Source organism: Streptomyces thermocarboxydus (assembly GCF_024760485.1).
In the GTDB taxonomy this organism is placed as follows: Bacteria; Actinomycetota; Actinomycetes; order Streptomycetales; family Streptomycetaceae; genus Streptomyces; species Streptomyces cellulosae.
On record NZ_CP058273.1, the window covers coordinates 4854764 to 4875015 of the forward strand.

The window sequence follows — 20252 nt, forward strand, 5'->3', positions numbered from 1 at the left end:
CGGGCAGACCCGTCTCATCAACTGGGCACGGTGGTGCGGGACTTCGGTCACTCGTGCCGCAGCACCGCCTCCATCACCGCCCGCGCCACCGGGGCCGCCGTGCCACCGCCGCTGATCTCACGCCGGCTGCCCTCGCCGTCCTCCACCACCACGGCCACCGCCACCCTCGGCTCCATCTCGTCCTCGCGCTGCGCCCAGGAGATGAACCAGGCGTACGGCATGCCCGAGTTGCCGAGACCGTGCTGGGCGGTGCCGGTCTTCCCGCCGACCACGGCGCCCGGGATCGCCGCCTTCCCGCCGGTGCCGTCCTCCACCACCCCGCGCATCAGCTCCCGCAGCCGGCTCGCCGTCGCCGGGAGCATGGCCCGCCGCACCGCGCCCGACCCCGCCGCGGACACCGTGCCGCCGCTCGCCCGCGTGGTCCGCTCCACCAGGTACGGCTCCCGCACCTGCCCGCCGCTCGCCACCGCCGCCGCGACCATCGCCATCTGCAGCGGCGTGGCCCGCGTGTTGTACTGCCCGATCGACGACAGCGCGAGCTGCGCCGCGTCCACCGTGGTGTCGAAGGTGCTGGGCGCCACCGGGAACGGGATGCGCAGGTCCGCGTCGTTGAAACCGAAGCTCTCCGCCGCCCGCCGCATCCGCGACACCCCGGTGGTGACCCCGAGCTGCGCGAACACCGTGTTGCAGGACCGTACGAACGCGTCCCGCAGTGTGGCGTTCCGGCACTCCTTCGCCCCGTTGACCAGCCGGGTCGTCGTCCCCGGCAGCAGATACGGGTCGGGGGAGCGGGTCGGCCGGTCGACGCCCTTCACCACGCCCGCGTCCAGCGCCGCCGCCGCGGTGACCACCTTGAACGTCGACCCCGGGGGATAGGTGCGCTGCACGGCCCGGTTCAGCATGGGCCTGTCCGGATCGGCGTTCAGCCGCGCCCACGTCTCCCGCGCCGTCCTGCCGTTCCCCGACAGCGGCTCCGGGTCGTACGACGGCACCGACACCAGCGCCAGGATCCGCCCGGTCGACGGCTCCACCGCCGCCACCGCGCCCTTCCGCCCCCGCAGCCCCTCGTACGCCGCCCGCTGCGCCCTCGGGTCAATGGTGGTCAGCACGTCACCGCCCGCGCTGCGGGAGCGGGTGAACTCGTTCCACAGCGGCAGCGGCTGCAGCACCGGGGCGGCCCCCGACAGCACCGCGTCCTCCGTGGCCTCCAGCAGCGTCGTGCCGTACTCCTGCGAGGCGAAGCCCGTCACCGGCGCGTACAACGGCCCGTCCCTGTACGTCCGTTCGTAGCGCAGGTGCTCGCCGGTGTCCCGGGACCCGGTCACCGGGCGGCCGTCCACCAGGATGTCGCCGCGCGGCTGCTGGTACCGCACGATCGTGGCGCGGCGGTTGGCCGGGTTGGTCTCGTAGTCCTCCGCGTGCAGCACCTGCACCCGGGCCGCGTTGACCAGCAGCGCCACCAGCAGCAGCGCGCAGAACAGCGCCGCGTGCCGGATGTGCCGGGTCACCGGAGCGCACCCGGGGCGGCGGCCTGCCGGCGCGCGCTGTCGCTGAGCCGGACCAGCAGCGCCACGATCGCCCAGTTGGTCACCACCGAGGAGCCGCCCTGCGCCAGGAACGGCATGGCCATCCCGGTCAGCGGGATCAGCCCGGTCACCCCGCCCGCGATCACGAACACCTGGAGCGCCACCAGCGAGGCCAGCCCCACCGCGAGCAGCCGCCCGAACGGGTCGCGCAGCGCCAGCCCGGCCCGGTAGCCGCGCTCCACCAGCAGCCCGTACAGCAGGATGATCGCGGACAGCCCGGCCAGCCCCAGTTCCTCGCCGGCCGTCGCCAGGATGAAGTCGGACTTCACGGCGAACCCGATCAGCACGGAGTGCCCGAGCCCCAGTCCCGAGCCCAGGATGCCGCCCTCGGCGAAGGCGAACAGCGACTGGGCGACCTGGTTCGGCCCCTCGCCCGCCTCGATGGACGCGAACGGGTGCAGCCAGGTCTCGATCCGGTGGTGCACGTGCGGTTCCAGCCGGCCCACCGCGACCGCGCCCAGCGAGGCCAGCAGCAGCCCCAGCGCGATCCAGCCGGTGCGGCCGGTGGCCACGTACAGCAGGACCACGAACAGGCCGAAGAACAGCAGCGAGGTCCCGAGGTCCCGCTCCAGCACCAGCACGCCCACGCTGACCAGCCACACGGCGAGGATCGGCCCGAGCACCCGCCCCGTGGGCAGCTGCATCCTCCACACGCGCCGGCCCGCGTACGTCAGCGCACCGCGGTTCGCGGCCAGGTACGCGGCGAAGAACACCGCCAGCAGCACCTTCGCGAACTCGCCCGGCTGAATGGAGAATCCCGCCACCCGGATCCAGATACGGGCGCCGTTCACCGCGGGGAAGAGGATCGGCACGGTCAGCAGCACCAGCGCGGCGGTCACGCACACGTAGGTGTAGCGCTGGAGCACCCGGTGGTCGCGCAGCACCAGGATCACCGCGATGAACAGCGCCACCCCGAGCGTCGACCAGATCAGCTGCGCCGGGGCGGCCCGGTCGCCGGGCGTCTCCAGGTCCAGCCGGTAGATGAGCACCAGGCCCACCCCGTTGAGCAGCACCCCGATCGGCAGCGGCAGCGGGTCGGCCAGCGGGGCCCGCCAGCGCACCGCCAGATGGGCGAGCACCGCGAGCACACCGAGCCCGGCGCCGTAACCGGCGGCGCCGGGCGGGACGGTGCCGTTCCTGGCGAGGCCGACGGCGCAGTAGCCGTACACCGACAGTCCGACGGCCAGGACGATGAGGGCGAGTTCCACGCCGCGGCGCCCGGTGAGACGGACGGTGGGCGCGGGCGGGTCCGCCGTCGCCAGGGTGATACCGGCCTTGCTCATGTCCGGAACTTACCCACTTGCGACGCTTCGCGTGGTGTGCTCGTCAGCACCAGCGTGGCGCGGGCCCGATGTTGTCGATGTACCGGGCCGGACCCCAGGCCCAGGTGCCGTCGGTGAGCAGGTACCAGAGCGGGTTGCCGTCCACGTCGCCGCCCGGGACCTTGCAGAAGATCGAGACGACCTCGCCCTTGTGGGCGTACCGGATGACCTGCGAGCCGCGGTTCGGCGCGCTGCGCAGGGCCAGCTTCTCAGCCGTCACCACGCCGCGGTACTGGCCCTGGTCGCCGTGGTTGGCGCCGGCCTGGTTGCCGCCGCCGCTCTGGTTGCCGCCGCTCTGGTTGCCGCCGCTCTGATTGCCGGACTGGTTGCCCCAGTCGCCGCCGTTGCCGCCGCCTTGCTGGGCGTTGCCGTTGCCGCCGCCCTGCTGGTGGGAGCCGTTGCTGTTGCCGGAACCGGTGTTGTTGCCGGAGCCGGTGTTGTTGCCGTTGCCGTTGCCGTTGCCGTTTCCGTTCCCGCCCTGCTGGCTCCAGTTGCCCTGGCCGGACTGGCTGTTCTGGCCGGACTGGTTGTGCTGGCCGGACTGGTTGTGCTGGCCGGACTGGTTGTGCTGCCCGGACTGGTTGTTCTGCCCGGACTGGTTGCCCTGGCCGGACTGGTTGTTCTGCCCGGACTGGTTGTTCTGCCCGGACTGGTTGTGCTGCCCGGACTGGTTGCCCTGCCCGGACTGGTTGCCCTGGCCGGACTGGCTGTTCTGCCCGGACTGGTGATTGCCCTGGTTGTTCTGGTTGCCCTGGCCCGGGTCGTCGGCGGCGAGGGCGGGGGCGACGGCGGTCGCGACCGTCAGGGCGCCGGCGGCGAGCGCTATGGGCAGACGGCGGATCAGCGGGGGACGGGGGCGTCGTAGGGACATGGCAGTACCTCCATGGAGGGAGACAACAGGTCGAAGGTGACTTGTCGCCACATTAGGAGCGCCCCTCGGCGCCCGCCCGCCCTGCTGCGCCATCGGGGAGGGCGCTCCGCCTACCGGGTCACACACCCCCAGGCGAGGCGGCCGGCTCCCCGTCACTCCGCCAGTTCCTCCAGCATCCGCGCGGTGACGAGCCCCGCCCGCAAGTAGTCGACGAACAGGCCGTTGTGCAGCGCCCAGGAGGACCGGCGGGTCCGGATCACTTCGATCGCCTCCTCAGCCGAACGGCCCCTGTGCATCAGGGCGTGCGCGACCACCAGCCCCGAGCGGTTGTAGCCGTGGAAGCAGCGGACCAGCACTGTGCGGCCCGCGTCCAGCGCCTCGCACGCCGCCTCGGCCAGCCGGATCACCCCGGCCAGTTGGGTGCCGTCGAGCGGGCCGTCCGGGATGGGCCACACCTGGTGCTCCACCCCCGGGTCGGGTCCGTGTTCCGGCAGCCGCAGCAGGGTCTGCACCAGGTCGAACTGGCGGTGCACCACCACCGGCTCCACCCGTCCCACGGGCCCGCGCACCTGGTGCCCGCCCATCCACAGACCCGGCTCGATCTCGTCCCAGGGGCTGTCCGGAGCCGGTACGTCGGGTTGACTCTCGCGGGTACGCAACGGCGCCTCCCACTCTCATCGCCCAACTCTCGTCCACCGTAACCGGCTTCTTGCCCCCGCAGCACCCCGCCTGTTCCCATGGAGGCGGGGTGATGGCGCATGGACGGACCACGCGTCGTGCCGGCCCGCCGGCACGGCAGGGACTGGCTCCACGTCCGCCTCCCGGACGGCAGGAACATCGCCTGGTACGACCGTGAGGCGGCCCGTGTGAACCTGCTCGACGCCGAGCACGAGGAGGAGGTGCTCGCCGCCCTGGGCCCGTACCTCACCGGCCCGGTCGCCGTCGGTCCGCCCCCGGTCCCCACCCCCGCCGACCTCGCGCGGCTCTCCCTCCACCCCGACGACGACCTCGCTCCGAACCGTCCCGGCGAGGCCCTGCTCGTCGACCTCGACCGCGCCCCCGGCCCGGCCCGCCGTCTCCGCCCCGACCCGCGCCCCGCGGAGCTCGCCGCACAGCGGACGGTCGGCGGCACCCTCGACGCCATGGACGGCGCAGGTTGGCACGCCCTGCACTCCCTGCCGCTCCCCGGCGGCCACCGCGTCCACCATCTGCTGATCGGCCCCGGCGGCCTGTATGCCCTGCACGTCCGGGCCGCCCACCGGCAGCGGGTGACCGTCGCGGAGCCCCAGGTGCGCATCGGCCGGCGCCCGCCCGAGCCCCTGCTGCACCGGGTGCGCGCCGACGCCGACCGGGCCGCCCACGCCCTCACCGCCGAGGTCCGCCCGGTGCTGGTCCTGGCCGGCGCCCGCCGTGTGACGGTCGCCGCCGTGCCGCGCGGGGTGCGGATCCTGACGGACGCGGATGTGCCGGGGCTGGGGCGGGGCGGGGGCGTACTGAAGCCCGCGGACGTGGAGGCGCTGTACGCGGCGGCGCGGGACCGGAGGACGTGGGCGGGGTTGTGAGCGGGCGGGGTGACGGGTCGCTGCAGGGCGGGCGGTGGTCAGGGCAGCGTCCCCGCCTCGTCCGGGTCCAGCAGAGGCGCCAGCAGGTCGCCGTAGTCCTGCAGCCGTGGGCCGATGTCGGGCGCCTGCAGCGCCATCCGGTCCGGCGACTCGCACTCCTCGACCTCCTGCCAGGTCACCGGCGCCGACACCAGCGGCTCGGTGCGCGCCCGCAGCGTGTACGGGGCGGCCGTGGTCTTGCGTGCCGCGTTCTGGCTCCAGTCGACGAAGACCTTCCCCGGCCGCAGGCTGCGCTTCATCTGGTGCAGCACCAGCCGGGGCATCGCCTTCTCCGCCTTCACGGCCAGCGCCTTCGCATATTCGGACACCTGTTCGGGTGAGGAGCCCTTCACTGCCGCCAGCAGATGCAGCCCCTTCGACCCGGACGTCTTCGCGTACGCCTCGATCCCGTCCTCGGCGAGCCGCTCCCGCAGCCACAGTGCGACCTCGCAGCAGTGCACGACCGTCGCGGGCGGGCCCGGGTCCAGGTCGAACACGATGCGGTCCGCCTGACCCGGGTCGGTGATGCGCCACTGGTGGGTGTGGAACTCCGCGACCAGGTTCGCCGCCCACATCAGGCTCGGCAGATCCTCCACCAGCACCATCCGTGCCGGCCCCTCCGACCTCGGCACCTCGGCGGTGGTGACCCAGTCGGGCGTACCGGGCGGCACGTTCTTGGTGAAGAACACCTGCCCGTCGGGGCCGTCCGGATACCGCAGGAACGACACCGGCCGCTCCCGCAGATGCGGCAGCAGTACGTCGGCCACGGTCGCGTAGTAGTGCAGTACCTCCGCCTTGGTGAAGCCCGTGGCGGGATACAGCACCTTCTCCAGATTGCTGAGCGGGAGCCGTCGCCCCTCCACCTCCGTGATGGGAGCCATACGATGAGAATCTCACGCAAACCATGACAAAGGCTCCGACATCGATCGGCGGACGACCGGAGAGGTGCTGCACGTGAGGTCCATCTGGAACGGCGCGATCTCGTTCGGGCTGGTCAGCATCCCGATCAAGCTGGTGAACGCCACCGAGAACCATTCGATCTCGTTCCGCCAGATCCACATCGCGGACGGCGGCCGGATCCGTTACCGGAAGTTCTGCGAGCTGGAGGACCGCGAGGTCAGCAGCCAGGAGATCGGCAAGGGGTACGAGGACGCGGACGGGACGATCATCCCGATCACGGACGAGGACCTGGCCAAGCTGCCGATCCCGACCGCCAAGACGATCGAGATCGTCGCCTTCGTGCCGGAGGACCGTATCGATCCGCTGCAGATGGACGCCGCGTACTACCTCCAGGCGGGCGGGGCTCCCGCGGCGAAGCCGTACACGCTGTTGCGGGAGGCGCTGAAGCGGAGCAAGAAGGTCGCGATCACGAAATACGCCCTGCGCGGGCGGGAGCGGCTGGGCATGCTGCGTGTCGTCGGCGACGCGATCGCCATGCACGGGCTGCTGTGGCCGGACGAGGTGCGCTCCCCGGAGGGGGTCGCGCCGGACACGGACGTCACCGTGCGGGACAAGGAGCTGGACCTCGCGGACGCGCTGATGGACACGCTGGGGGAGGTCGACCTGGAGGACCTGCACGACGAGTACCGGGAGGCGGTGGAGGAGGTCGTCGCGGCGAAGGCGGCCGGCGAGACCCCGCCGGAGGCGCCGACTGAGGAGCCGGGTGGTGGCAAGGTCCTGGACCTGATGGCGGCGCTGGAGAACAGCGTGCGGGCGGCGCGGGAGTCGCGGGGGGAGGACGCGGAGGTGAAGCACCTCCCGCAGCGGAAGACGAGCCGGTCGTCGCCGAAGGAGACGGGGGGCAAGAAGTCGACGTCGACGACGAAGAAGAAGACGGCGTCGTCGCCGCGGAAGTCGACGTCGAAGACGTCGCAGTCGGAGAAGAAGACGGCGGCGAAGAAGACGGCGGCGAAGAAGACGCCGGCGAAGAAGACAACGTCCCGCAAACGCTCGGCCTGACCGGCCTGGGGGTGGGCGGGGTCTGATGCCTGCGGCGCAGGGTCCTGCCTGGTGGGGGTGCGGTCTGATGCCTGCGGCCTAGGGTCCTGCCTGGTGGGGCTGAGGTCGGGAGCCTGTGGCGCCTGGTGGGGGGGTGCGGTCTGATGCCTGCGGCGCAGGGTTGCGGTTCGGTGGGGGTGGGCGTAGCGCCTACGGGCGGTGGGGGGTGCGGGGCCGCAGTGGGGGCGGTCGTCCTCGGTCTGGCGCGAGAGTGCGTGTTTGTACGTGAACGGCGTCGACGCGCCAGCCGCTGCGGGCGCCCACCCCCACCCCGTCCCCTCCCCGCCGCGAGCGGCTGGACGACACCGGCGGCGTGCTATCACGCCTGCAACCCGCGGCTCGCGCCTGGGTGGCGGCCGCAACCCTCGCCAACTGCGGGCAGTCGTGCCGCTGGGGCGGCACGGGTGGGCGCGGCGGCACCTCGTTGGCGCCGAGGTGCGCCGACTCCCCCCGGCCCGCACCAACGCCGGTGCCTGTTGTCGCCGCCGACTACGGGCAACGCCTCGTTGGCGCCGAGGCGCGCAAACACCCCCCGCCGCCCCAGGCACCCCGCGCTACCCCACCCGCCGCAACGCCAGCACCGCGTTGTGCCCCCCGAACCCGAACGAGTTGCTCAGCACAAGATCGCCACCCCGAGGCAAAGGACGCGGCGTCCGGACGACGTCCAGATCGATCCCGTCGTCCACCTCCCCACCCCCCACGGTGGGCGGCACCACCCCATGGTGCAAGGTCAGCACGGCCGCCACCGCCTCCACCCCACCCGCAGCCCCCTGCAAATGCCCCAGGTGCCCCTTCAACGCGGTCACAGGAACATCCCGCCCGCCCAGCACCCCCCGCAGCGCCCGAGCCTCAGCGAGATCCCCGTCCACCGTGGCGGTCGCATGCGCGTTCACATGCACGACGTCCGCCACGTCACCCCCCGCATCCCGCACAGCCCTCCGCAGCGCGAGCGCGATGCCGTCACCGGACGGGTCCGGCGCCGCGACGTGGTACGCGTCCGCTGACAGCCCCCATCCCGCCGCCTCGCAATAGATCCGCGCCCCCCGAGCCCGGGCATGCTCCTCCGACTCCAGCACCAGCACCCCCGCCCCCTCACCGTTCACGAACCCGTCCCGGTCCTTGGCGAAGGGCCGGGACGGCGACCCCGCCGACGGGTCGCCCTCCGCCAGCGCCCGCATCGCCGCGAACGACGCCATGATCGCGGGAGTGATGACGGCCTCGGCCCCGCCGGCGAGCGCGACGTCGACCCGCCCGTACCGGATCCGGTCGACCGCCTGCCCGATGGCCTCTGTGCCGGAGGCGCACGCGCTGGTCACGGTGCGCGCCTCACCGGTGATGTGCAGGTCCAGCGAGACCTGCGACGCCGCCTGCGACGGCACCGTCATCGGTGTGGTGAGCGGGGACACACCCCGAGGTCCCCGCTCCCGCAGCTTCCGGTCGCCCCCGACCAGCACCGACGCGTCCCCGAGGATCGCGCCGAGGCTGACCCCGACCCGCTCCGGGTCCAGCCCGCTCTCCCGGGTTCCGCCGGAGGCGTACCCCGCGTCGGCCCACGCCTCGCGCGCCGCCAGCACCGCGAACTGCGCGGCCCGGTTCATCCGGCGCGCCGCCTGCCGGGGCAGCAGCGAGGCCGGGTCCACGGGCACCGTGCCGGCGATCCGCACCGGCAGCCCGTCGAAGTCCGGGTCCGTCAACTCCCGTATGCCGTGCCGCCCTTCGAGCAGCCCGTCCCACAGCTCACCCGTGCCCACGCCCAGCGGGGTGACCGCGCCGAGCCCGGTGACCACCACACGGCGCGGCCCGGCCGCCCGCGCTTCCCGCTCGGGACGCGGCTCGTGCCGTACGACCTTGCCTTCGCGCCCCGCGTCGGCGGCCCAGCGGCGCACCTCCGCGTCGGTCGCGGCCTGGGCGTCGGCGGCGTCCGTGGTGTCCCGGTGCCAGGCGCCCCAGCGGCGTACGTACGTCACCTCGGCGGCCAGCGGGTCCACCGCCCGCAGGACGGTCAGCCGGTCGCCGTCGCGGAACTCCACGCCCTCCAGGGGCTCCGGTTCCACCAGCGGTACTGCGGCTGCGTCGACCCGCCGCCCGGCGACCGTCACCGTCTGCTCGCGCCGCAGGTCCTCCTCGTGGTCCACACCGCCCAGCGGCGGCCGCAGCGTGACTCGGATCACCTCGGGGGAGACGGGAAGCGTGTGCGTGACGACGTGCCAGCGGCGCGCGGCCGCGTCCTCTGGGGTCGGCGCGAACAGGTCGCCGGGGACGACCTCCGCCGCGGTCACCTCGTAGGGCCGTATCGGTACTTCCGGAGTTTCGGGGGAGTGGGTCATGGCGGGGCATGCTCTCTTTGGTCCGAACTGTCGTACTGCGGGCGGTTCCGAGTGTTCTGTACGACTCGCGAACGGGCCACGATCCACTTCACGGGGTGTCCGATTCGTCCGGGTCTACCAGGTGGGTGACGCGGAACACATTCGCCAAGACGCCTATGGATGTGCAGAGTTACCGGAACGTAGAGGCACTGTGGAAAACGTCACGGAGGCAGGGTGCTCGGCCGTCGCCGCCTCTGCGGAACGAGGCGCGCGTCACGTTCCGCGCGGCCGGCCCGCCGGGTTCCGGCTCCATGGGTGCGGGGTCCGACTGATCCCCGGGGCCGGTTCCGGCGTCTTCCCCAGGGGGCGCGTTCCGACGTACGCGACCTGCCGGGCCGGTCCGCGGGCCGCGCAGGTGATCAGAGACTGCGGTGGAGGGCATGGACGAGGACGAGTTCGACGCTTTCTACGCGGCCGCGTTCCCCCGCCTGACCGGCCAGCTCTTCGCCTTCACCGGGGATCTCGGCGAGGCGCAGGACGTGGTGCAGGAGGCGTTCGTGCGTGCTTGGGACCGGCGTCACCGGCTGATGGCCGACGAGGCGCCGGAGGCCTGGGTGCGTACCGTCGCCATGCGTCTGGCCGTGAGCCGCTGGCGGCGCGCCAGGCGCTGGCTGGAACTGGTGCGGCACTCCCCGCCGCCCGAGACGACGCCGGGGCCTGGTCCCGACCGCACCGCCCTGGTCGCCGCCCTGCGTCAACTCCCCGAATCCCAGCGGATGGCCGTCGTGCTGCACCATCTGTGCGACCTCAGTGTCGAGCAGGTAGCCTCCGAGACCGGCGCGCCGGTCGGCACGGTCAAGGCCCGCCTGTCCCGAGGGCGGGCGGCACTGGCCCGGCATCTGGCGGTGGACGAGGCCGAGGAGCCGGCCTGGGAGGAGGGCGGCCGTGTCGGATGAAATCGGCGGGTCCCTGCGTGAGTTGGCCGCACTCCATGAGACTCCGCCGCCCCTGTCTGCCGCCGAGGTCCGGGCCCGCGCCAGCCGCCGTTCACGCCGCCGCAGGGCCACCCTCGCGCTCGGCACCATGGCCACGGCCGCCTGCGCGGTCACCGTGGTCACCTTCGCTCTGCACACCGACCCCGCCGCCGGGAAACGGCACCGCCCCGGCGCCACCCCGGCCACCTCGCCCACGCCTGTGCGGACCCCCACCGCGTCCGCCTCGCCCCGCCCCTCCGGCCGGCTCGACGTGGACCTGCGCACCCTCACCCTCGCCGACCGCGTGCTGAGGGTCGACCTGCGCGCCGCCGGCCGCTTCCCGCCCGGCACCCGGCTCACCGTGGTGGCCAGGACTTCCGGCGCCGTGCTGCCGTTGAAGAGCAGGACCGAGGTGCGCCAGGTCAAGGTGCCGTACCTCGTCGAACTGCGCGCCCCCGGCGGCAAACCCGTGTACGCGGGCGCCCTCTCCTTCGACGCCAAGGTGCTGCGCTCCCTGTCCGGCACCACCGGCTGGGTGGGTCTCAGCGCGCGGGACGCCGAGTGGCTGCACGACCGGCTGCGCGACGGCGACCAGATCGAGCTGGCCGAACGGTGAAGTCCGTTCGTGCGGCCGTCAGTTGACCAGCCCGCGCCGGTACGCGTAGACGACCGCCTGCACCCGGTCCCGCAGGTGCAGCTTGGAGAGGATGCGGGACACGAACGTCTTGACCGTCTCCTGGCTGATCACCAGCGCCGCCGCGATCTCGCTGTTGGACAGCCCGTCCGCGATGAGCCGCAGCACCTCCAGCTCACGCGGGGTGAGCGGGATCTGCCGGTCGCCGCCGTCCTCGGAGGGCCGGATCCGGGACGCGTACCGGCCCACGAGCTGCCGGGTCACCTCCGGGTCGAGCAGCGCCGCGCCCGAGGCCACCGTCCGGATGCCGTGCAGCAGCCGGTCCGGCGGGGCGTCCTTGAGGAGGAAGCCGCTCGCGCCCGCGCGCAGGGCCTCGTAGACGTACTCGTCGAGGTTGAACGTCGTCACCACGAGCACCTTCACGGGGTCCTGGACCCCGGAGCCGGCCAGCAGCCTGGTCGCCTCGATGCCGTCGAGCACCGGCATCCGCACGTCCATCACCACGACGTCCGGCCGTACCTTCTCCGCGAGGTCGACGGCGGCGCGCCCGTCCCCGCACGCGCCGGCGACCTCCATGTCGGGCTGGGCGTCGATGATCGTCACCAGCCCGGTGCGGACGAGGGTCTGGTCGTCACAGACCACCACCCGTATGGGCCCGCTGCTCACGACCGGCTCCCGGTGGGTATCCGCGCCCGCACGGTGAACCCGCCGCCGGGACGCGGCCCCGCCTCGAACTCGCCGCCGAGGACGTCCACCCGCTCCCGGAGACCGGCCAGCCCCCGCCCGCTGCCGCCCGGCGAGGCCGCGGGACGCGTTCCGGGACCGTCCGTGCCGACCTCCACCGTGATGTCCCTCTCGCTGTGCTGCACCAGAACCGAAGTAGCTTGTCCGTGAGCGTACTTGAGGGCGTTGGTGAGGGCCTCCTGCACCACCCGGTACGCCACCAGGTCCGCGCTCCCCGTCGCCGCGGCCGGGGTGCCCTTCTCGGTGAACTCCACCGGCTGCCCGGCCCGACGCGTCTGCTCCACCAGCGTCAGCAGCCGGCCCACCGGCGGGGTCCGGGAGCCCTCGCCGTGGTCGGGATTGAGCAGGTCCAGAAGGTGCCGCAGATCGGCCACGGCACGCCGGCCGGTGTCGGTGACCGCGGTCAGCGCCTCGTCGAGCCGTTCCGGCGCGGCCTTCAGATAGCGCGCGGCCTCCGCCTGCACCACCATCGCGGTCACATGGTGGGTCACCACGTCGTGCAACTCCCGCGCGATCCGTGCCCGTTCGGCCGCCCGCGTCCGCTCCGCCACCTGGTGACGCCGCTCCGCCTCGGCGATCCGCGTCGAGCGCAGCCACGCCCCGCCGCCCCACAGGAGGCACATCGCCACATAGAACGACACCAGCTCGGCCGCCGGCTCCTCCGTCCCGCGCCGCACCAGCTCGGCGACGAACAGCACGTAGGCGAGGGAGCCCACGGCGACGGTGGTGCGCCGGTACCGCTCCAGATGCGCGCCCGTGCTCAGCAGCGCCAGCGGCAGCGCCGTACCCGCGACCGTGTGGTAGCCGCGCAGCTGGTCCAGCACGAAACCGGCCGCCACCAGGGACAGGCAGACGGCCGGCCACTGCCGCCGCAGCGCGAGCGCGAGGGACTGCAGGCCGATGGCGGCGACGGCCAGGGTGTCGTACGGGCGCTCCGCCATCGCGCCGAGGTCCGTGCCGCTGCCACGAAGGCTCGGCACGAACGCCAGACAGCACAGCAGCACGGCGAACGGCAGGTCCCGGGCCGTGACGTGCAGTCGGCCCCAGACCTGCCGCAGCCCGTGCAGACGGTTCACGGGACGAGCGCGACCGCGTCGGCCCGCTTCGAACGGCGGGGCGTCAGCTGGCCGCGCCGCCGGGCCAGCCACAGGAGGCCGACGGTCACCAGCGCCCAGAACACCAGCGTGTACAGGCTCGCCTCGGGACCGAACTCACCGCCGCTGATCAGCGTCGGACCGGAGGTGGACGCGTCCAGCAGACCCTGCTGGGTGTCGTTGCCGGAGACCTCGGTGCTGAAGATGCCGGACGCGGCGAAGTTCCACCCGAAGTGCAGGCCGATCGGCAGCCACAGGCTGCGGGTGGCGACGTAGGCGGCGGCCAGCATCGGGCCCGCCGACAGCGCGATCACGGTGGCCCCCCACAGGCTTGCGTCCGGGTTCAGCAGATGCCACGCGCCGAACAGCACACTGGTCGGGATCAGCGCCCCCCACGTACCGAACCGCTCCTCCATGGTCCTGAACAATACGCCGCGGAACAGGAGTTCCTCCGTGACGGAGGCGCCCGCCATGAACCCGGCGAGACCCACCGCGCCGGTGTACGACCCCCAGCCGTCCACCTCGTAGTGCCCGAGGAAGGCGATATTCGCGACCACGGACGCGAACACCAGCGTCCCGAGCACCACACCCCGGACGACCGCGCCGATGGCGCCCCGCCGGCCCACCTCCGCGACCGGCCGCTTCTCCGTCCGCCCCACCACCCAGGCGTAGACGTACACGGCCAGCACCGCCGTCACCAGACCCAGGCCGAGCGTGGCCCACGGATTGTCCTGGACCGCGGCCACACTCTGTCCCCCGACCAGGGACACCACCACCACGGCCAGCAACTGCCAGACCACGCGCACGACTTCACTCCTCGACCAGGGGGAACGCGGCGGCGAACGGACCGCCGCTCCGACCCCCCAGACGCTACGGAGACGCGCCGCGGGAAGCGTCACCAGCGAGAGGACACCCTCGCGTAGCTCCCACGGGGGACAGGGCGTCCGCCGTCCCCCGTGAGGAGGGTCTGCCGTGGTGGCTAGCCCTTCACGGCACCGGAGGTGAGCCCCCGGATGAAGGACCGTTGCAGCGCGAGGAACGCCAGCACCGACGGCAGCATCGCGAGGAACGCGCCCACCAGCAGCACGCCGATGCCCACCTGGTCGTCGGAGCGCAGGGAGCGCAGCGCGAGCGGGAGGGTGTACTGGGCGGGGTCGGTGGCGACCAGCAGCGGCAGCATGTACTGGTCCCAGATCATCGTGAAGCCGAAGATGCCGATGACACCCAGCGCGGGCCGGCACAGCGGCAGCACGACCTGCCAGAACACCCGGAACTCGCCCGCGCCGTCCAGCCGCGCCGACTCCTCCAGCTCCTTCGGGATCTCCTTCATGAACTCGGTCATCACCAGGATGGAGAACCCCCAGGCGGCGACCGGCACGATCATCCCGACGAGCGAGCCGACCACGCTGACGTGGAGCAGCGGCAGGTCCGCGAGCAGTACCGACAGCGGGACGGCCAGGACCTCCTCGGGCAGCATCATCGTCGCCAGGATCAGCACCAGCACCACCGCCGACCCCCGGAACCGCTTGCGGGCGAGGGCGTACCCGGCGAACACGCTGACCAGCACCTGGAGCGCCAGCCCGCCGCCCACGACGAGGAAGGAGTTGAGCAGGTAGTCGAGTACGTTGCGGTCGACCGCCCGCTCCAGGTTGTCCAGGGACAGCCGGTCGGGCCACAGGGTGAACTGCGTGGGGTCCACGGTCGGGGTGAACGCGCCGACCATCAGCGCGAGCAGCGGCCCCGCGAACACCATGAAGAGGGCGGCGTACAGCACGAACCGCAGCACACGCGCCCACGGCCCCTGAGCCTCCGCCAGTCCGAGCGCCGTCTCGTTCCTCATCGGACCTCCCTCCGGCGCAGCCGCGAGGCCACGGTCAGCACCAGCAGCACCAGGAACAGCAGCACGGTCCCGGCCGCCGCGACACCCAACTCGTTGCGTTCGAGGCCGAGTTTGTACGTCAAGGTCAGCAGCACCTCGGTGGAGCCGTCGGGCCCGCCGTTGGTCAGCAGGAACACCTCGGTGAAGATGCGCAGACCGCGGATCGCCGCGAGCGTGAGCAGAATGGCGAACACGGGCCGCAGACCCGGCAGGGTGACGTGCCAGATCCGCCGCCACCGCGAGGCGCCGTCGACGGCGGACGCCTCGTAGAGCACCCGGTCCACCCCCGCCAGCCCGGCGAGGAAGATCATCATGTCGTACGGGGCGCCGCGCCAGATGCCGACGAAGGCGATGGAGGCGAGGGAGCTGTCGGGGGAGTTGAGGAACTCGCTGGGCCCCAGTCCGAGCACGCCGAGCACGGAGTTCAGCGCGCCGCCCTCGGCCGGGTAGTACATGACCCGCCACACCTCGGCGACCACCGCCATGGCCGTGACCACCGGCAGGAAGATCGCCGACCGGATGAACCACAGCGAGCGGGTCTGCCCCTCCAGCAGCAGCGCCAGCGCGAGCCCCAGCAGGATCGACCCGGCCGTCGTCGCCACCGCCAGAACCACCGTGTGCCATACGGCGGCACCGAAGTCGGAACTCCCGGCGATCTCCGCGTAGTTATCGCCCCCGACATAGGTGTTGCCGAGGAACGGCCGCACCTCCTGGAAGCTCATCCGCACGGCCTGCGCCATGGGGATGAACTTGAAGTACAGGAACAGCAGCAGCGCCGGCGCGAGGAACAGCCACGGCGTCGCGCCCCGCCGCAGCCGCGACCGCACCGGGGCCGCCGGACGGGCCGGGCGCCGCGCCTGCGCCTTCCGCGACGCCGCCCGCGCCTCGGTCACCGCCATCAGCCCTTGGCCCCCTGCTTCTCGAGCTCCGCGTCGATCTCGTCGGCGAGCTCGCCCATCGCGCCGGCGACGTCACGGGAGCACTCGGAGACCACGCCGTTCAGCCCCTCGGACGAGATCTGCCGGACGGTCGCCCAGTTGGGCAGGGCGGGCGCGTTGCGGCCGTGCTCGTCGTACACCTTCTGGAAGACGCCCCAGCGGGGGTCCTCGCGCTCGGCGGCGCCGTCCACGGTGGTGTTCACCGGCAGCCGGACGATGATGCCGCCGTTGTCGAGCCCGAGGCCGATCTTCTGCCCGGCGGGGGAGGCGGCGAACTCGGCGAACGCCTGCTGCCCCTTCTCGTTGCCGGCCCCGGCCATCAGATAGACGTTCTCCCCCTCTGCGAGGGCGGCCGCCTCGCCGCCGGCGCCGGGCGGGGCGGCGACGACCTCGTACTTGTCCTTGCCGAGCGACCCGTCGAAGCGGGGCAGCATGTAGGGCCCGGTGAGGTAGATACCGCCCTTGCCGCTCTCGAAGACGGTGTGGGTGGTGGCGGAGTCGGCGGTGCTGGCGCCGGGCTGCACGATCTTGGAGTCGCAGAACATGGCCTGGAGCTTCTCGACGGCCTTGACGGAGGCGGGATCGTCGACGGCGGCGGCGTACCCGTCCCCCTGCTTCTTGACGAAGTCGCCGCCCTCGGACCAGAGCATGGTGGAGAACCACCAGGTCAGATAGCCGCGAGTGGTGCTGCCGGGGACGACCATGCCGGCGGTGTCGTTCTTGCCGTTGCCGTCGGGGTCGTTGTTGGTGAACGTGACGGCGAGCTGGATGAGTTCGTCCCAGGAGGAGGGCAACTGGGCGTTGACTCTCTCCCGCCAGTCCTTGCGTATGAGCAGGGCGAAGGCTTGCGAATTGAAGGGCACGCCGTAGTACTTCCCGTCGTACCCCTGAGCGGCCTCCCAGGCGCGGTCGGCGATGTCGCCGCTCCCGGCGACGCCCTCCCGGTCCACCTCCCGCACGAGCCCCTGGGTCACGAGATTGCCGAGCTGGCCGGTGTCGTTGATGACGATGTCGGGGAGGTCCTTCTGCGCGGTGCGCTGCTGGAGCTTGGTCTCGAAGTCGTTGACGCCGACGGCGACGAGCTTCGCCTTGATGCCGCTCTTCTCGGAGAACGCCTTGGTGAGCGCCTCGGCGGACTCCGCGGCAGGACTCCCGGCGTCCTGCCGGATCCACACCTCCAACGGCTGCGACTCGTCCTGCTCCGCCCCGGACGACCCGGAGGAACACCCGGCGGCGGTCACGACGGCTGCGACGACGAGGGCGCCGACAGCACCGAGCCGCCGCGTTCGTACTGGCTTGCGGAGTTGCTTCGACACGGGAGGCTCCGTCCATCCGTACGGGCGAGGTGGCGGGACTCTATGCAGAGAGGTTGTGCCGAATCAATAGAATGAACAGTATTTACATACATGAACGATGGAGTGGGTGCCTCAATGGTCCCAAGGGGCGCGGTTGTTGCAGAGATGGGGGCGGGGGTGCGGCAAGGGAGGGCATGATGAAGCCCTCTCGGCCAATCAGAACCACGTCCAGGAATGCGCCAAGGTTCACGCTGCCGAACCGGCGGCGGAGGGGCTGGGGGAGTGCAGGACGAGGGAGGAGGCGCGGTGAAGATCCCCTGAACAGGGGTGCCCACCGCTTCGACGACCTGGCCACCGTCCTCACCCGCTGCGGCGCGGGGACGTACACGCTGGAGCTGTACGACGAGGACGGCGGCCTGCTCAGGGAGATGCGTGTGTGACCCCGCAGGAGGTCGGCCACGGCCAGGCTGCGGGACCGGGAACGGGCGGCCCGCTGAACGACGGCCTACAAGAGGTGGTCGGCCTTCCCGGCCTTGATGTCGGTGATGAGGGTGCGCAGGGCCTCGATGGAGTCGGTGAGGGGGCGCTCCTCCTGACCGACGACGGCTATGTACCCGTTGCCGTCGGCATCGGTACCGAGCCGGAAGCAGGAGCTGCCCTCCCCGCAGAACGGGGCTTCCCAGGTGATGTCAGCCATGTGGTCACTCCTCATAGGTGATGAGCGATCTCGCGGATGAAGTCGCGTGATCGTTCCGGTGACAGTGCCAGACCTTCCAACAGGTCCAGCTGTGCACGGTATTTCGCGAGCTGGCCCTCCGCGTACAGGAAATCCGGCCCGTGGGAGTTGTCGATCTGCACGGTATCGAGCTGCCGCACAGGCCCTTCGGCGTAGACGACGGTCTGTCCCGCCCCAGGGAAGGCGCCGTGGTCGAAGGGAATCACAAGCACGGTGACGTGATCCCATTCCGACACTTCCAGCAGGTACTTCAACTGTCCTCGGGCAACGTCCCGCCCACCGAACTGCATCCGAAGCGCCGCTTCATGGATGACGGCCACATACGGGACCGGATCGTCGCGGGTGATCACGCTCTGGCGCTCCGTACGGTGGGCCAGCCGGAGAGCGACCTCATGCTCGGGAAGCTGCGGCACGACGGCGCGGAAGATGGCCATCGCGTGCTCAGGCGTCTGCAACAGCCCGGGCACATGGACGGTGTTCGCACCCCGCAGGCGTACCGCGTACGCCTCGGTCTCCGAGATGTCCAGTAAACCCTGAGGCAGGCTGCCCCGATAACGCTCCCACCACCCCGTCTGACTCGGCTCTGCCATCTCGACGAGGGCCTCGACGTACGCCTCGTCGGTGCAGTCACAGTTGCAGGCCAGCTTGCGCAGCCGTTCGGCGTTGATGCCGCGCTGTCCGGACTCCATGTTGGAGATGCGGCTCCGGTCGACACCCAGGAGCCCGGCGGCGTACTCCGCGGACATGCCGGCCGCGGTGCGCATCCTGCGCAGTTCACTGCCCAGACGCTTCTGACGCTGTGTGAGAACCGTCCTCGGGGGCATGACGTTTCCTTCCGTACGGAGTGGCGTCCGGATCAGTCCTATAAGCACAGTTGCACCACATCGAGGCCATTGTTCCGGACCGCATGGCAAATATGACCCCTGCTGCTCTACCGTCAGTATTGCGCAAGTTACACAACGCGATGCCGGAAGTGCACCGCGTGGACGCGCCCGCCTGCCCTGGGACGGGTGTGTCCGCGACCAGGGCGGCAGGCCACCGGCGATCCCAACCCCTCCACGCCCGAATGGAGTTCGCCGTGCCCGAGATCCCCCTGGTACCCCTCCACTGGCATCTCCCCGCCCACCCCAAGTCCGTACGACGGGCCCGCCATGCAGTGACGGAGTCCCTACCACCCGCACTCCGCCCGAACCTGGGCGACGACCTCGGGCTCCTGACCTCCGAACTGGTCACGAACGCGATCCGCCACGGAGCGGACGGCAGGGACGATGACCTGATCGAACTCGTCCTGTGGTCGGCGGACGGCCACTACTGGCTAGCTGTCTCCGACCCGGGTATGGGCAAGCCGGCGCTGGCACACCCGGGCGCGGAAGCGGAAAGCGGCCGCGGCCTGCTCCTCGTCGACCACATCGCCACCGCCTGGACCGTCCGCCCCCGCCCCACCCGGGGCACATCGGTGGTAGCGGGCCTCGCGTACCGCCAAGGCGGCTGACGATTCGCAGCGACGGACAAAATCGGCCTGACGCGGAGCCCTCAGGGCACCGTCAGGCCGACCGCCCCACTCAACTGCTGCGAAACCTCAGCGCGTCGGATACCCGATCTCCGCGATGTCCCCCGAAAGATCGGCCATGCCGATGTCCGAGTTCAACGAGCGGACGACCTCTTCGGTCAGCGGGCGGGAGGAGAAGACGTGACGAACGGCCGCCAGGTCAACCGGGATTTCGCAGTAGTCCTCGGCCCACCGCTGAAAGGCTTCCGGGGACCGATCCACCAACAACTGGAAGAGGTGCGCAGCACCGTCCGGATCCTCGGTCGCGTCCTCGGGGAATTCGATGGTCCCCGCCTGCCAACGGTCGTCACCCGCCCGTCGCCACACACAGGCGGTGACGACAGGCATCCCGTCCTCGTCAGCGAACGCCGGCTCCTCGACGCAGGCCCCAAAGACCTCAGGAACCTCGTCGACCACACCGGGCCATGGCCCGTCCCCGGCGTAGGGGCTCATAGGCGACTCGTGATCGAACCCTCGTACGTAGGCGCCGGCGTCCGAGAAGACGATCGAGTACTCGTCCCCCGATCCGTTCCGCATGGAGGCCATGGACTCCGTCCCGGACCAACGAGCGTCGAAGGAGTGGCGGCGACTCTCCCACTCAGGGCTCAAGACGGCGTCCAGGATGCCCAAGGAACGACAGTGCTCCCGGAGGACTGCTACCGCAGGCAGGCATCGAGCCACGTCATGAACGTTCACCCACCCATCCAAGCGCACGAACCTGACAC

General features: G+C 71.7%; 20 protein-coding genes. 5 read left to right on the forward strand and 15 right to left on the reverse strand.

The genetic code is table 11. The features are described 5' to 3' along the window. Positions 1 to 47: 47 nt before the first annotated feature. From AY578_RS22530 to AY578_RS22545, 4 genes are all read right to left on the reverse strand, one after another. Positions 48 to 1508: a penicillin-binding transpeptidase domain-containing protein gene (locus AY578_RS22530; RefSeq protein WP_019522950.1), complete on the reverse strand. Its 1461-nt coding sequence runs from the start codon at positions 1506 to 1508 to the stop codon at positions 48 to 50. Then, the gene (locus AY578_RS22535) at positions 1505 to 2869 is read right to left on the reverse strand and encodes an FtsW/RodA/SpoVE family cell cycle protein (RefSeq protein ID WP_019522951.1); all 1365 of its coding nucleotides are present in this window, start codon (positions 2867 to 2869) and stop codon (positions 1505 to 1507) included. Before AY578_RS22535 ends, AY578_RS22530 begins: the two co-directional genes overlap by 4 nt. Positions 2870 to 2912: 43 nt before the next feature. Beyond that, complete coding sequence (locus AY578_RS22540; protein WP_258904940.1) at positions 2913 to 3779, reverse strand: SH3 domain-containing protein; 867 nt, start codon at positions 3777 to 3779, stop codon at positions 2913 to 2915. A gap of 152 nt (positions 3780 to 3931) precedes the next feature. Further along, positions 3932 to 4438, reverse strand: a complete 507-nt coding sequence (locus AY578_RS22545; RefSeq protein ID WP_026243533.1) for a protein-tyrosine phosphatase family protein — start codon at positions 4436 to 4438, stop codon at positions 3932 to 3934. A gap of 99 nt (positions 4439 to 4537) precedes the next feature. Between AY578_RS22545 and AY578_RS22550 the strand changes: the two genes are divergently transcribed. Beyond that, on the forward strand, positions 4538 to 5341 hold the full coding sequence (locus AY578_RS22550; RefSeq protein WP_136238827.1) for an NERD domain-containing protein: 804 nt from the start codon (positions 4538 to 4540) through the stop codon (positions 5339 to 5341). Between the two features lie 38 nt (positions 5342 to 5379). Here the strand turns inward: AY578_RS22550 and ligD are convergent, their stop codons facing one another. After that, positions 5380 to 6261 carry a non-homologous end-joining DNA ligase gene (ligD, locus tag AY578_RS22555; RefSeq protein WP_028959295.1) on the reverse strand — a complete coding sequence of 294 codons (882 nt, stop codon included), beginning with the start codon at positions 6259 to 6261 and terminating at the stop codon, positions 5380 to 5382. A 73-nt stretch (positions 6262 to 6334) separates the two neighbouring features. Here ligD and ku point away from each other — a divergent pair, with 73 nt between their 5' ends. Then, positions 6335 to 7339 carry a non-homologous end joining protein Ku gene (gene ku / locus AY578_RS22560; protein ID WP_442480567.1) on the forward strand — a complete coding sequence of 335 codons (1005 nt, stop codon included), beginning with the start codon at positions 6335 to 6337 and terminating at the stop codon, positions 7337 to 7339. A gap of 593 nt (positions 7340 to 7932) precedes the next feature. Here the strand turns inward: ku and AY578_RS22565 are convergent. Then, positions 7933 to 9705: a beta-ketoacyl-[acyl-carrier-protein] synthase family protein gene (locus AY578_RS22565; protein WP_258904955.1), complete on the reverse strand. Its 1773-nt coding sequence runs from the start codon at positions 9703 to 9705 to the stop codon at positions 7933 to 7935. Positions 9706 to 10124: 419 nt separating this feature from the next. On the opposite strand from AY578_RS22565, the gene AY578_RS22570 reads away from it, so the two are divergent. Both AY578_RS22570 and AY578_RS22575 read left to right on the forward strand, forming a co-directional pair. Beyond that, positions 10125 to 10640, forward strand: coding sequence for a SigE family RNA polymerase sigma factor (locus AY578_RS22570; protein ID WP_026243535.1), 516 nt, complete (start codon positions 10125 to 10127; stop codon positions 10638 to 10640). After that, on the forward strand, positions 10630 to 11274 hold the full coding sequence (locus AY578_RS22575) for a hypothetical protein (protein ID WP_019522958.1): 645 nt from the start codon (positions 10630 to 10632) through the stop codon (positions 11272 to 11274). Before AY578_RS22570 ends, AY578_RS22575 begins: the two co-directional genes overlap by 11 nt. 18 nt (positions 11275 to 11292) lie before the next feature. Here the strand turns inward: AY578_RS22575 and AY578_RS22580 are convergent, their stop codons facing one another. The 8 genes from AY578_RS22580 to AY578_RS22615 all read right to left on the reverse strand — a co-directional run bounded on the left by AY578_RS22580 (position 11293) and on the right by AY578_RS22615 (position 18802). Further along, entirely contained in the window at positions 11293 to 11958 is a 666-nt protein-coding gene (locus tag AY578_RS22580) for a response regulator (RefSeq protein ID WP_136238831.1), read from the reverse strand. Continuing rightward, the gene (locus AY578_RS22585; RefSeq protein ID WP_136238832.1) at positions 11955 to 13112 is read right to left on the reverse strand and encodes a sensor histidine kinase; all 1158 of its coding nucleotides are present in this window, start codon (positions 13110 to 13112) and stop codon (positions 11955 to 11957) included. The genes AY578_RS22580 and AY578_RS22585 overlap by 4 nt, the downstream gene beginning before the upstream one ends. Next, positions 13109 to 13936 (reverse strand): CPBP family intramembrane glutamic endopeptidase, encoded by an 828-nt coding sequence (locus tag AY578_RS22590; protein WP_136238833.1) that lies wholly within the window; start codon positions 13934 to 13936, stop codon positions 13109 to 13111. The genes AY578_RS22585 and AY578_RS22590 overlap by 4 nt, the downstream gene beginning before the upstream one ends. 173 nt (positions 13937 to 14109) lie before the next feature. Further along, the gene (locus AY578_RS22595; RefSeq protein ID WP_136238834.1) at positions 14110 to 14970 is read right to left on the reverse strand and encodes a carbohydrate ABC transporter permease; all 861 of its coding nucleotides are present in this window, start codon (positions 14968 to 14970) and stop codon (positions 14110 to 14112) included. Next, on the reverse strand, positions 14967 to 15908 hold the full coding sequence (locus tag AY578_RS22600) for a carbohydrate ABC transporter permease (RefSeq protein ID WP_136238835.1): 942 nt from the start codon (positions 15906 to 15908) through the stop codon (positions 14967 to 14969). Before AY578_RS22600 ends, AY578_RS22595 begins: the two co-directional genes overlap by 4 nt. Then, positions 15908 to 17263, reverse strand: a complete 1356-nt coding sequence (locus AY578_RS22605) for a sugar ABC transporter substrate-binding protein (RefSeq protein WP_240801067.1) — start codon at positions 17261 to 17263, stop codon at positions 15908 to 15910. Before AY578_RS22605 ends, AY578_RS22600 begins: the two co-directional genes overlap by 1 nt. A gap of 484 nt (positions 17264 to 17747) precedes the next feature. Further along, positions 17748 to 17939: a hypothetical protein gene (locus AY578_RS22610; protein WP_058916952.1), complete on the reverse strand. Its 192-nt coding sequence runs from the start codon at positions 17937 to 17939 to the stop codon at positions 17748 to 17750. A gap of 11 nt (positions 17940 to 17950) precedes the next feature. Further along, the gene (locus AY578_RS22615; protein WP_136238836.1) at positions 17951 to 18802 is read right to left on the reverse strand and encodes a helix-turn-helix domain-containing protein; all 852 of its coding nucleotides are present in this window, start codon (positions 18800 to 18802) and stop codon (positions 17951 to 17953) included. Positions 18803 to 19056: 254 nt separating this feature from the next. Between AY578_RS22615 and AY578_RS22620 the strand changes: the two genes are divergently transcribed. Next, positions 19057 to 19470 (forward strand): ATP-binding protein, encoded by a 414-nt coding sequence (locus AY578_RS22620; RefSeq protein WP_258904974.1) that lies wholly within the window; start codon positions 19057 to 19059, stop codon positions 19468 to 19470. A gap of 87 nt (positions 19471 to 19557) precedes the next feature. Here AY578_RS22620 and AY578_RS22625 read toward each other — a convergent pair whose 3' ends face one another. Continuing rightward, the gene (locus AY578_RS22625; protein WP_136238838.1) at positions 19558 to 20223 is read right to left on the reverse strand and encodes a hypothetical protein; all 666 of its coding nucleotides are present in this window, start codon (positions 20221 to 20223) and stop codon (positions 19558 to 19560) included. Positions 20224 to 20252 lie beyond the last annotated feature (29 nt).

What these genes read in the sequence shown, in the direction of transcription:
- AY578_RS22535 (WP_019522951.1), bottom strand. Translation starts at nt 2,869, where the DNA reads ATGAGCAAGGCCGGTATCACCCTGGCGACGGCGGACCCGCCCGCGCCC.
- AY578_RS22600 (WP_136238835.1), bottom strand. Translation starts at nt 15,908, where the DNA reads ATGGCGGTGACCGAGGCGCGGGCGGCGTCGCGGAAGGCGCAGGCGCGG.
- AY578_RS22615 (WP_136238836.1), bottom strand. Translation starts at nt 18,802, where the DNA reads ATGCCCCCGAGGACGGTTCTCACACAGCGTCAGAAGCGTCTGGGCAGT.
- AY578_RS22550 (WP_136238827.1), top strand. Translation starts at nt 4,538, where the DNA reads ATGGACGGACCACGCGTCGTGCCGGCCCGCCGGCACGGCAGGGACTGG.
- AY578_RS22565 (WP_258904955.1), bottom strand. Translation starts at nt 9,705, where the DNA reads ATGACCCACTCCCCCGAAACTCCGGAAGTACCGATACGGCCCTACGAG.
- ligD (WP_028959295.1), bottom strand. Translation starts at nt 6,261, where the DNA reads ATGGCTCCCATCACGGAGGTGGAGGGGCGACGGCTCCCGCTCAGCAAT.
- AY578_RS22570 (WP_026243535.1), top strand. Translation starts at nt 10,125, where the DNA reads ATGGACGAGGACGAGTTCGACGCTTTCTACGCGGCCGCGTTCCCCCGC.
- AY578_RS22595 (WP_136238834.1), bottom strand. Translation starts at nt 14,970, where the DNA reads ATGAGGAACGAGACGGCGCTCGGACTGGCGGAGGCTCAGGGGCCGTGG.
- AY578_RS22610 (WP_058916952.1), bottom strand. Translation starts at nt 17,939, where the DNA reads ATGGCTGACATCACCTGGGAAGCCCCGTTCTGCGGGGAGGGCAGCTCC.
- AY578_RS22540 (WP_258904940.1), bottom strand. Translation starts at nt 3,779, where the DNA reads ATGTCCCTACGACGCCCCCGTCCCCCGCTGATCCGCCGTCTGCCCATA.